Genomic DNA, 10,827 nt, shown 5'->3' with positions numbered 1-10,827 from the left:
GTAATCTGTCCTGGAATTGCGCTCAGTTGTGTTTGCAGTGTTGTAATTTGTCCTGGAATTGCGCTCAGTTGTGTTTGTAGTTGTGGAATTGAACTTTCAAGTTGTGAAAGGGTTGGTTGAGTTGTTTGTTGAGGAAACTGTGATTTAATTACATTCCACTTTTCTTCAACCTTAGTAGAAATAGTTGTTGCAAGTTTAGTCTTTACATCCAAGTGACCAACTAACTTCAGTTCCACACCGCCATTTTGACCGAATTGGAAACCACCAATGTTAGGATCTCCCATTCCCAAGGAAGGAAAATAACTCGTTACTAGTGATTTGCTCTCGGCTGAAAACCCGTTCCAAACTGGTTGAAATGGTGTGTAGCTACTTAATAAATCGCCTAGCCATTGCGAACCAAAATTATTCCAGTCATCAGCAGTGATACTGCTAACGGTGGCTTTATAGGTTCCTTGTGTGGCGGTGAAGCCAGCGTTAGAACCTGGGGCTGGGGTTTCGCTACTATACCAAAGCTCGACGTTAGAGCTGGGGTCCTTATCTGTCAAAGCTTTGATGGCAGCTTTAGTACCACCTTGTGCATTCCCTCTAATGAAAGTACCATTTGAGCCACCAGTGTAAGTGTTAATTTCTCCTGTATTATTGAAGTCAAAGGATGTAGCGTGTGCTGGAGCAGTGGCAAGAGCGCTCACACCAATAGCCATTGAGGCACCAATTACAAGTTTCTGAAAAGTCATTTTCATTGTTTTCAAGTCTCTGTCAGTTTGGAAATTAAGTTTTAAATTACTGTCGTTTTTAGGCTTGGGCTGTCTTGACTACAGGCTTTTTGGCAATACAGCTGCTTAAAAGCACGACCTGCATTGTTAGCCGTCTTTGGTATCTGAGCGTACAAACCCAGTTTAAGAAACGGGGAGAACTGATTGGGTAAAGTTACTGCTGATTATCAATAAAAAGATGAAGAATGTTTTGATAGTTTTATACGTTTAATTACATATTTTAGGCAAAATATATAGTTATAAAAATTACATTTAAATATTTTTAATTTCTGTACAATGCAGTGATTGGTAGGGATGCACAAATGTGCGCCCCTACCGCGTGTTCTATTGGTAAACTTTGCCGCCAAAAATCCTTGGCGTTCAGCTTGAGAAGAAATTTAATGAAGAAACTCAGCCATTTTTTCTACAGCAATTTCTAATAAAGGTGGTTCATGCACCAAGGCAAAACGGACATACCCTTCTCCAGATTTGCCAAAGCCAGCACCGGGAGAAACTGCTACACCAGTTTGTTTGACTAGTTGGGTACAAAATTCTATAGAGTTTTCACTCCAAGGTGAGGGTAATTTTGCCCAGATGTACATTGTGGCTTGGGGAGTAGGAACATTCCAGGCAATGCGATGTAAAGCACTGATGAAAGCATCACGCCGCGCCTGGAAGGTAGTGACAGCAGATTTTACGCCAGCTTGAGGGCCAGTTAGGGCAGCGATCGCACCATTCAAAATTCCTTGATACTGATTAAAATCAACGGCGGCTTTTACCTGGCGTAAGGCCTTAATTAACTGGGCATTACCGATGGCATAGCCAATGCGGAAGCCGCCCATATTGTAAGACTTAGAAAGGGTAAAAAATTCAATCGAGACGCTTTTCTCTGGGTCGGCTTGCAGAATTGAGGGAACTAGGGATGGGGCATTGAGCGTTAGTGATTCTCCCCTGCTCCTCTGCTCCTGTGCCCCTCTGCTCCCTTTTCCCCACTCCCCACTCTCCCCAAATACCAAATCTACGTAAGGGAAATCGTGAACCAGTACGAGATTGTATTGTTGACAGAAGGCAACAGCTTCTTGGAAGAAAGATAAAGGTGCGATCGCAGCGGTGGGATTATGAGGATAACTTAATACCATCATCCGCGACTGAGCCAAAACTGGGGGAGGAATATCAGCAAACACTGGTAAAAAACCATTTTCTGCCAGTAGTGGCATCGGGTAGATTTGACCACTGGCTAGGTAGACTCCTCCAGCATGGGAAGGATAACCTGGATCGAGCAACAGGGCAAAATCTCCTGGATTGAGTATTGCTAGGGGTAAATGGGCTGTGCCTTCCTGAGAACCAATCAGAGGTAGCACCTCAGTTTGAGGATCGACTTTTATACCAAATTTTTGTTCGTACCAGTTGGCCGCGGCTTCGCGGAATCCTTGGGTACCGTTAAACAACAGATAGCCGTGGGTACTGCGATCGCCAAGAGATTGGGCGATCGCCTCAATGACGTGTACCTCGGCTGGTAAATCAGAAGACCCCAACGATAAATCAATTACCTCTCGGCCAGCGGCCAAAGCGATTGCCTTGGCTCTGTCCATATCAGCAAATACATTAGATTTTAGGGGTTGTAAACGTTTTGCAAACTGTATGTTAGTCATTAGTCATTAGTCATTTGTCATTGGTCATTTGCTATGAACTATCGACTAATTACTATTTAAGTGGGTATCTAGGAGAGCAAATAATTTCTCTTTGCCGATGACTCCCTCAGTAGATATCAAAACTTCTTGGCCTTGAAATAGTCTGAGGGCGGGTACACCTTCCACTTGGTACTGCTTAACAGTAAGTGGGTTGGGGTCGATTTCCATCTTAACGACTTTGAGGCGATCGCTATATTCGCTAGCAGCTGAGTTAATCGCGGGCGACATCAATTGACAAGGCCCACACCAGGAAGCCCAAAAATAAACTAATACAGGCTGCTCGGCTTTTAACACTTCGGTTTCAAACTCAGTATCGGTTATGGTGATTACAGCCTTACTCATTGCAGTCTCCATCAGGTGGCGATCAAAGTTGGCACACACAATACTTTATCCCAAAGTCGTCAATAGTCCATAATCAATAATTCATAGTTATTAGGATTGTTAACTATTGACTCATGATGTAAAATCCCACAGCCAACAGGCGTGGGACTGGCTCAAAATTTGTTTTCTGCCAATTTTACAGTTGATCCAATTGCTTGCGTAGGGAATCTAATTCGGCATCAACCACCTCATTAGATTTAGGAGCAGTAGTTTGTTGTTGCGGTGGCAGTTGGGGTTGACTTTGTGGAGTAGCGGGTGGTAGCATTTGCGCTTTCAAAGCTGCCAATTCATCATCAACATCGCTACCACCTTCCAACTGGGCAAATTGAGTTTCTAAATCTGCACCTGCTAACTCTCCTAGTGCCTGGGCCCGTGATTCTTGCATCAAGACTTTTTCTTCCATCCGCTCAAAGGCAGACATTGCACTGCTAGTATTCATCCCACGCACCATGCCTTGGAGTTGCTCTTGGGCTTTGGCAGTAGTGATTCTAGCTCTGAGCATTTCTTTCTTGGTTTTAGCCTCAGAAATTTTGCTTTCCAGCTGGATTAAGTTACGCTTGAGGGTATCAACTTGGGTGCTTTGTGTATCTAAACTAGCTTTGAGGGCTGTACTGGTGTCAGTATAAGTTTTCTTGCGCTCTAGAGCTTGTCGTGCTAAGTTTTCATCACCTTTTTGTAGCGCCAGTTGGGCATTGCGTTGCCACTTATTGATTTCATTTTGGGCATCATTATACTGTTTCTCACTGCGTTTTTGGGCAGCGATCGTTTGGGCTACTCCCTGACGCAGCTGTACCAAGTCTTCCTGCATTTCCAGGATGGCTTGCTCTAGCATTTTTTCGGGGTCTTCGGCTTTGTTAACTAGGTCGTTGAGGTTAGAACTAACTACTCGCTTAATGCGATCAAATAATCCCATAACTTTGTTTTTCCTTGTGTGATTTACGCTTTTTCTTGGACAGTCAGCTTTTTTACTTTTTTATAGCTACCTATTTCAATGTAATCTTTCCAGTTTGAATCAGTATCTCCTAACAACTCTTAATTGTTAAGATATCGCCAAACTGGGATAATTTAGTAGAACTTCAAGAATCCTGAGTTTTGGGTAACTGCTGTTGGGGAGGCTGCTCTGTCTTTTGGCTCTCCTCAGTTAAGAGACTATTGTGCTTTGTGTTTTCTGACTGCTTGAAAACCTGCACCTTCATCGCTGCCAATTCGGTATCTACATCATTAGATTCCAAAGAAGTAAATTGTGTTTCCAAGTCGTCGCTACTAAGTTGAGCTATGGCTTCTGATTGAGCTTCTATCTGTGAAACTTTTTCTTCCATGCGCTCAAAGGCACTCAGACTGCTAGTAGCAGAAACTCCGCCGAGCATTTCTTGGAGGCGATAAGACGCTTCAGCAGAACGGGCGCGGGCAATATACATATCTTTTTTAGTTTTCGCCTCGGAAATTTTTAACTCTAGCGATCGCATATCCTTTTTTAGCCTAGCAACTATCTCGTTTTGCTGCTCTATCTGCGAAAAGAGGGCTGTAGTGGTTTCTTTATAGGCTTGGCGCTTAGTCAAAGCTTCACGTGCTAGAGGTTCATTGCCTTGTTGCAGCGCCAATTGGGCGCGACGATACCATTCTTCTGTTTGAGACTGGGCAGCCGCTGCCTGTCTTTCAGTGCGTTTCTGAGTAGCGATCGCTTGTGCTACACCCTGCCGCAAGTGCACCAGATTTTCCTGCATTTCCAGGACAGCTTGCTCCAAAATCTTTTCTGGATCTTCTGCACCACCGACCAAACTATTGAGATTAGCGCGAATCACCCGCAGGATACGCTTAATTAATTCCATGTTGGCTCTCCATTCACGAAATCCAGTGCTGAGTGCTGAGTGCTGAGTACTGAGTGCTGAGTGCTGAGTCCTGAGTGCTGAGTGCTAACAGCACTCATTGACTCAGGACTGTTATCTCATGGTATCGTAGATTTTTGCAATTTATGGCTGCTGAACTCGTGCCTTAATTCCCTTCGCTTGTAACAGTTTCATCTGTTGTTTTACTTGCTCTTTAGTTTTCAAAGCACCCAGATAAATCAATTCTTTGTTTGGCGATAAATAAGCATCAGGAATTACTTGCCGTGCTGAAGCAAAAGCCGCTCCTTTATTATCTATCACCACATGATAAAACCCATCTGTTCCTGGTTTGATTTCTGCATCTGGCTTTGGTGAGGTTGCAATTGCTTTGGGCGAGGTTTTTGTCGGTGAAGTGGGAGGTGAATTTAGGGGAGGCAAGGATTGTAGCGTCGGTACTGGTGCTAAGGCGATCGGATTGGTCGGTTTTAGGGCTGTATTGGGGTTAGGCAATGGCGCTTGAGGATTTGCGGGGTTTTGAGGAACAACTGGATTAGGCACTACTGCGGGGGTTGGTTGGACTTTGGGTTTTAAGCCAACTACATCATTGGGATCTCTCACCTCAGGAAACTCTTCAGTAGCTAGATTGGGATATTTGGGTATAGATGTGCTTGGTGGCTGGATTTGAGGTTGGACATTACTCCCAACTTCCACAGTATTTTCTGGTGTAGGAGATGAGTTGCCGTTAAACAACTTGCCTAAATTCCATTGGGGCAAGCTTTTGGGATTGAAGACTATATAACCCAAGGCAAGACTCGCCACTAATAGCAGCAACATAGAGCCAATACCCAAAGGTGATAGCAGACTGTCGCTAGAATTGCTTGGTTTTTTGGTTTCTGGTTGTTCTTCTGTCAGACTTCGCAGCAGTGCTTCACTAGATTCTAAATAGTCATCTGGGTGCTTGGGGCTATCATCTGGCTGCAAGTGATTTTCGCTTTTAGTATTTTTAACGATTGCTGGCACGATGCTGCTACTAAAGTTGGGTGGGGGTGGTGGAAGTTGAGTTTGTGTTTTAGCTGCATTGGATGTGGAGGACACATTAAGATTATTCAGTTCCTCAATTTTTGCCGTAGCTGGTGCTGGGTTCATCTCAGGATTCACAGCTATAGATGCGGGTGGTACATCAATTTTTGCCGTAGCTGGCGCTGAGTTCATCTCAGGATTTACAGGTACAGATGCAGGCGGTATGTTGGTTTTAATTTCCGTTGCTGATGACTGAGTTGCGCCCAATGTTGTCGGAATGGCAGTTAACGGTTGGGGTTGTCCGCTCATGTAACTTGCAACACGGGATTGCTTCGATGACACCAAACCAGTTCGCGTGCGTCGGTATCTAGCTAACTCTTGATCTAACGGCACCTCTAAACTTGCTAGTGCTGCTGCTAGTACTGGTTTCAACCCAGGTGTTTTAGACGATTGATGAGTACTGGAGTCGTTCAGGGGGTTTTGAGTCATTGCCTTTGTGCCTCAAACGTAGATTACTGGAATCAATTTTTAGATATATTTTGTGACAATAGTAGCGGAAATTATTTAAATAGATAGAGTGGGCATTGGGCATTGGGCATGGAGAAGAGACAAGGTAGACGAGGAAAAGAGGAAAGACAAGGGAGAGATTTATTCAATAATTCCCCTTTGTCTTTGTTGTCCCCTTGTCTCCTCTGCTCCCCTGCTCCCCTGCTTTCCACTCCCCCACTTCCCAATCTCCACTTTCCCACTCCCCACTTTGAATAATGTCGTTGAAATCAATTAATGATGTTTTAAGGATTCTGGAAAAGCAGGCTAAATGGCAGGAGCAACCATTTCAACGCCTGCTCAAGTGTTGGGCAGAAGTTGTTGGCCCAGTGGTTGCTGCAAATACTCGACCATTGTCGATTCAGCGCGATGTTTTGTCGGTAGCAAGTTCTAGTGCTGCTTGGGCGCAAAACCTGACTTTTGGTCGCACATCTCTACTTTTAAAGTTAAATAAAAAGCTGCCAACGCCTTTGGTTGATATTCGCTTTTCTACTGCTGGCTGGCAGAAGCCGTCGGTGGAGAGAAAACAGCAACAAACGGTTTCGCCCCATGAGCATCCCAGTTACCTTGGTGATGAGATTAGCCGCCCTCATGCTACACCCACCAAGGATGTGAATGCGGCTTTTGGACATTGGACGAAGATCGTGCGATCGCGATCGCATGGCTTACCCATTTGTCCCCAGTGTCAATCTCCCACCCCACATGGTGAACTCCAGCGCTGGCAAGTCTGTTCTGTCTGTGCTGCTAAACAGTTTACAAAGCAAAATAGTTGAGCGATTATTTCGTTGAGCATATAGCAATCCTAAATCATTCGTGAGATAGAAAATAGCTGTAATGCTTATATATACGTACTTTTTGTTTCCGTATTTTCTCGCGTTTCAATTCGGATTGCTATAGTTTATGCTGAAGTAACTTTCTACGATTAGATCAAATATTTCTAATTATTGAGAAAAAATATAGTTTGACACTAAAATATGCCCAATGTGGTATGTCAAGCAGACTATTTGTCTGAAAATCTATGCTTAAACCTATCCTTAAGGAGGAAGTTAAAAGGCTGGATAAATCAAAAGCTTTAGTCTTATTCTTGATCCCTAATAAGTTTTAGACGATATCTATATGTAACCGCTTTAAGGATTATTTAAATATATAACAAGATTATAAAAATATCCTGAAGTTTATTTTTTCCTTGGGATCGCTGAAACCTATAGAAAATAATGACTTTTTGGCTTTTCTCCGTCTTTATATATAGAAGCAGAATATAAAGATGAAATTCAGCCAGAAACGGCACTAAAGATGAATCCAAATGAAACCTATTAAATTTTTAGCATCTGCCTGTAAATATTGCCGTCATTACCAGCCAGAAGGTCGCCGTGGTGGAACGTGCCAGCAGTTGGGCGCACCAGTTCAAGCGACTTGGAAGGCTTGCTCTTTGGCGCTCCCACCTTTTGCACCTTCTTGGGAAACCTTAGAAGATGCTTGGAGTTTGCCAGATGCAGCCGCAGTTTTAACATCTTGTCAATCTCTAGCCTCAGATTTAGACAATGCTGCTCTTGCCCCGATAGAGGAAATAACTGCTTCTATATCTGAACAGGTAAAGACTAAAGCAGTGGTTATTTAGTCATCCGTTATTACTGGACTGAGTTTTTAGTCTACTTAAAATAAGATTTGTTTTTAAGATTTTTAGTGCTGTAAAGTTGATATATACAAAAATCGCACCCTTTAATGAGGTGCGATTTTTGCAATTCTAAGGCAACCAAGGAAAAGAGCGAAAATCTGGTGGACGCTTTTCGAGAAAGGCTTGTTTGCCCTCAGATCCTTCTTCTGTCATGTAATAAAGTAGGGTGGCATTGCCAGCGAGTTCTTGTAAACCAGCTTGTCCGTCACAATCAGCGTTAAAGGCGGCTTTGAGACATCGAATTGCGATCGGACTTTTTTCTAAAATCTCGTGCGCCCATTGAATACCTTCCGCTTCTAGTTGTTCCACTGGGACGACGCAATTAATTAAGCCCATTTCTAGAGCTTGTTGTGCATCATATTGGCGGCAGAGAAACCAAATTTCTCTAGCCTTTTTTTGTCCCACGATGCGGGCGAGATAGCTGGCTCCAAAACCACCGTCAAAACTGCCGACTTTCGGGCCAGTTTGTCCAAAAATGGCGTTATCAGCAGCGATGGTAAGGTCACAAATTAAGTGTAGGACGTGTCCACCACCGATCGCATATCCAGCCACTAAAGCAATCACCACTTTCGGCATCGAACGAATCAGCCGTTGTAAGTCCAGTACATTCAACCGAGGGATGCCAGCATCATCCACATAACCCGCATGTCCGCGCACGCTTTGATCGCCACCAGAACAGAAGGCATATTTGCCATCAGTATGTGGGCCATAACCAGTAAATAGAACAACACCAATAGTAATATCTTCACGAGCATTACAGAAAGCGTCGTATAGTTCAAAGACGGTTTCAGGACGGAAAGCATTGCGTTTATGGGGACGGTTGATGGTGATTTTCGCAATACCATCAGTTTTTTGATACAGGATATCTTCGTAGGTTTTGGCAGTTTGCCAGTTAATTTGCATTGGTATGGAGTGCGCTGTTGTGCTTGAGAATTTTATCGCGGACTTAGGGACAAGCGATACCTGCGATGGGCTACGCCTACGCTAAAATTGGTGTCTCAAACCTTTACGATCTGGTAATTGTCTGGGTGTTGAGGAATAAAAATGCGACGTGACACCATCTTCTACAAATTATTTAAGCAATTTCCCGGTTTGCCGTTTGAATTAGTAGATGAACCATCCCCAGAAGCGGAAAACTACCAGTTTGAATCAGTTGAAGTGAAAGAAACCGCGTTTCGGATTGATGGAGTGTTTTTACCTCCCGCTAATGCTGTTTCCAAAACCGTCTTTTTTGCAGAAGTCCAGTTTCAGAAGGACGAAGACTTATATCACCACTTCTTTAGCGAATTGTTTTTGTTTCTCTACCGCCACTCTATTCGTTACGATGACTGGTTTGGAGTAATAATTTTTGGCTCTCGCAGCCTGGAACCCTCTAACTCAATGATTCACCGCGCTTTGTTGGAAAGTGGTCAAGTCAAGCGGGTTTATCTGGATGAATTAGGGGATTTGCGACAACAACCTTTGGGATTGGGGTTGATGTTGCTGACGAATATTACCTCTGAAACAGAAGCAGTGGAAGCGGCACAGTTTTTACTAGAGCAAGCACGGCAACAATCGGAGCAAGCGATAATTGATTTAGTGACGACGATTATCGTCTACAAGTTTTCTACCCTAAGTCGAGAGGAGATTCAAGCGATGTTGGGACTGAATTTGGAAGAACCACGGGCTATTTTGGAAGCGAAGGAGGAAGGAAAGGTTGAAGGAAAGGTCGAAGGAAAGGTTGAAGGGGAAAGAACCATCGTTTTACGACTATTAAATCGACGCGTGGGTAACATTCCTGATGCGCTTCTGTCCCAAATTCAAGGGTTATCGGTGGAACAGTTGGAAGCTTTAGGTGATGCTTTGTTGGATTTCTCTACTCTTGCTGATTTGGAAGGATGGTTACAAGGTGAAGTAAGCGGGTAAATTTCACCCACAGATGCAGAGGAGAGCGATCGCACTCCGTAAAATAATTATGGCTACAAATAAAGTTTCTCTTAGTGAAGAAGCATTTGCAGACACGCCAGTATATCAGAAGCGGTGGAAGAAAAAGTGCGATCGCTCGTCCTCCGACTGTTAAAACGACTATTTAGTGAAATTGCTGAGGAACTTTTAGCCAAAATTCAGTTATTTTTGCTGAAAAAAGTAAAAACATAACTCTAGACGAACTATATGGTATTTTCATTTAAAGTTGGGCATAGCTACACTAGACGTGATGTGTATCGGATTATTGGCATTTCTGAAGATACCCACGGAGGAAACTGGGATACAGGCTATGCATCTCATGGCAATGACTGGTTCATCTTCTGCAATGTAGGAACATCAGGACGAACAGGGCATAACTACGCTAATCAATGGTTTGCGGATCGATTGGAATGGTATGGAAAGACAAATTCACAGTTACACCACCCATCAATCCAGTCCATTTTGAGTAGAAATAACAATACTTATATCTTTTGGCGCGAAGAAAATTTGCAACCCTTCGTCTTTGCTGGAATTGGAAATGCGGAAAAAGTTGAAAATACTATTCCTGTCAAAATTGTTTGGACGTTTGAGACAGGAATATTTCCAGATGAAATCTACTCAGACACAGTACTGAATGAAGGAGCAGTATATCAAGTATTAGTCAACGCTTATGAACGAAACCCCATAGCGCGTAAAAAGTGTATTGAATACTACGGTACAAGTTGCTACGTCTGTGGCTTCAATTTCTATAAAGTGTTTGGCGAATTAGGGAAAGGTTTTATTCATATTCACCACCTTCATCCACTTTCTAAGAGAAGTGAAGAATATGAAGTTGATCCTGTAAGAGATTTGCGTCCTGTCTGTCCAAATTGTCATGCAATGATTCATCGGCATTCTCCACAACTCACTATTGAGGAAGTGAAAGCGCTACTTACATGAGGAACGTACTGAAACTGCTAGACCATAGATGCTTCTTTTTATAACTATTGATA

General features: G+C 43.3%; 11 protein-coding genes. 4 read left to right on the top strand and 7 right to left on the bottom strand.

Features of this window, described 5'->3' with window-relative positions; genetic code table 11:
• From ACFE93_RS06320 to ACFE93_RS06295, 6 genes are all read right to left on the bottom strand, one after another.
• Nucleotides 1-734: NF038130 family PEP-CTERM protein (locus ACFE93_RS06320; protein WP_375472515.1), on the bottom strand; the 734-nt coding region annotated here is incomplete at its 3' end.
• A 416-nt stretch (nt 735-1,150) separates the two neighbouring features.
• Nucleotides 1,151-2,404, bottom strand: coding sequence for an LL-diaminopimelate aminotransferase (locus tag ACFE93_RS06315; RefSeq protein ID WP_375472514.1), 1,254 nt, complete (start codon nt 2,402-2,404; stop codon nt 1,151-1,153).
• A 45-nt stretch (nt 2,405-2,449) separates the two neighbouring features.
• Complete coding sequence (locus ACFE93_RS06310; protein WP_375472513.1) at nt 2,450-2,785, bottom strand: thioredoxin family protein; 336 nt, start codon at nt 2,783-2,785, stop codon at nt 2,450-2,452.
• Nucleotides 2,786-2,960: 175 nt separating this feature from the next.
• Nucleotides 2,961-3,737, bottom strand: a complete 777-nt coding sequence (locus tag ACFE93_RS06305) for a PspA/IM30 family protein (RefSeq protein WP_104907449.1) — start codon at nt 3,735-3,737, stop codon at nt 2,961-2,963.
• Nucleotides 3,738-3,900: 163 nt separating this feature from the next.
• Nucleotides 3,901-4,653: a PspA/IM30 family protein gene (locus ACFE93_RS06300; RefSeq protein ID WP_375472512.1), complete on the bottom strand. Its 753-nt coding sequence runs from the start codon at nt 4,651-4,653 to the stop codon at nt 3,901-3,903.
• Between the two features lie 141 nt (nt 4,654-4,794).
• Nucleotides 4,795-6,159: a hypothetical protein gene (locus ACFE93_RS06295; RefSeq protein WP_375472511.1), complete on the bottom strand. Its 1,365-nt coding sequence runs from the start codon at nt 6,157-6,159 to the stop codon at nt 4,795-4,797.
• 275 nt (nt 6,160-6,434) lie between these two features.
• Between ACFE93_RS06295 and ACFE93_RS06290 the strand changes: the two genes are divergently transcribed.
• Entirely contained in the window at nt 6,435-6,989 is a 555-nt protein-coding gene (locus ACFE93_RS06290; RefSeq protein ID WP_375472510.1) for a DciA family protein, read from the top strand.
• Nucleotides 6,990-7,519: 530 nt separating this feature from the next.
• Entirely contained in the window at nt 7,520-7,834 is a 315-nt protein-coding gene (locus ACFE93_RS06285) for a hypothetical protein (protein ID WP_375472509.1), read from the top strand.
• Between the two features lie 126 nt (nt 7,835-7,960).
• Here the strand turns inward: ACFE93_RS06285 and menB are convergent, their stop codons facing one another.
• Nucleotides 7,961-8,794 (bottom strand): 1,4-dihydroxy-2-naphthoyl-CoA synthase, encoded by an 834-nt coding sequence (menB, locus tag ACFE93_RS06280; RefSeq protein ID WP_375472508.1) that lies wholly within the window; start codon nt 8,792-8,794, stop codon nt 7,961-7,963.
• Nucleotides 8,795-8,935: 141 nt separating this feature from the next.
• Here menB and ACFE93_RS06275 point away from each other — a divergent pair, with 141 nt between their 5' ends.
• Nucleotides 8,936-9,796 carry an Rpn family recombination-promoting nuclease/putative transposase gene (locus ACFE93_RS06275; protein WP_375472507.1) on the top strand — a complete coding sequence of 287 codons (861 nt, stop codon included), beginning with the start codon at nt 8,936-8,938 and terminating at the stop codon, nt 9,794-9,796.
• A 246-nt stretch (nt 9,797-10,042) separates the two neighbouring features.
• The gene (locus ACFE93_RS06270; RefSeq protein WP_375472506.1) at nt 10,043-10,774 is read left to right on the top strand and encodes a DUF3427 domain-containing protein; all 732 of its coding nucleotides are present in this window, start codon (nt 10,043-10,045) and stop codon (nt 10,772-10,774) included.
• Nucleotides 10,775-10,827 lie beyond the last annotated feature (53 nt).

The sequence above is a fragment of the uncultured Nostoc sp. genome (assembly GCF_964247315.1).
Lineage (GTDB): Bacteria > Cyanobacteriota > Cyanobacteriia > Cyanobacteriales > Nostocaceae > Nostoc.
Note: the sequence above shows the minus strand (reverse complement) of the source record. Positions and strands in the feature narration are given on the sequence as shown.

Coding starts and splice junctions, on each gene's coding strand:
- ACFE93_RS06315 (WP_375472514.1), bottom strand. CDS start 2,404: ATGACTAACATACAGTTTGCAAAACGTTTACAACCCCTAAAATCTAAT.
- ACFE93_RS06310 (WP_375472513.1), bottom strand. CDS start 2,785: ATGAGTAAGGCTGTAATCACCATAACCGATACTGAGTTTGAAACCGAA.
- ACFE93_RS06305 (WP_104907449.1), bottom strand. CDS start 3,737: ATGGGATTATTTGATCGCATTAAGCGAGTAGTTAGTTCTAACCTCAAC.
- ACFE93_RS06300 (WP_375472512.1), bottom strand. CDS start 4,653: ATGGAATTAATTAAGCGTATCCTGCGGGTGATTCGCGCTAATCTCAAT.
- ACFE93_RS06295 (WP_375472511.1), bottom strand. CDS start 6,159: ATGACTCAAAACCCCCTGAACGACTCCAGTACTCATCAATCGTCTAAA.
- ACFE93_RS06290 (WP_375472510.1), top strand. CDS start 6,435: ATGTCGTTGAAATCAATTAATGATGTTTTAAGGATTCTGGAAAAGCAG.
- ACFE93_RS06285 (WP_375472509.1), top strand. CDS start 7,520: ATGAAACCTATTAAATTTTTAGCATCTGCCTGTAAATATTGCCGTCAT.
- menB (WP_375472508.1), bottom strand. CDS start 8,794: ATGCAAATTAACTGGCAAACTGCCAAAACCTACGAAGATATCCTGTAT.
- ACFE93_RS06275 (WP_375472507.1), top strand. CDS start 8,936: ATGCGACGTGACACCATCTTCTACAAATTATTTAAGCAATTTCCCGGT.
- ACFE93_RS06270 (WP_375472506.1), top strand. CDS start 10,043: ATGGTATTTTCATTTAAAGTTGGGCATAGCTACACTAGACGTGATGTG.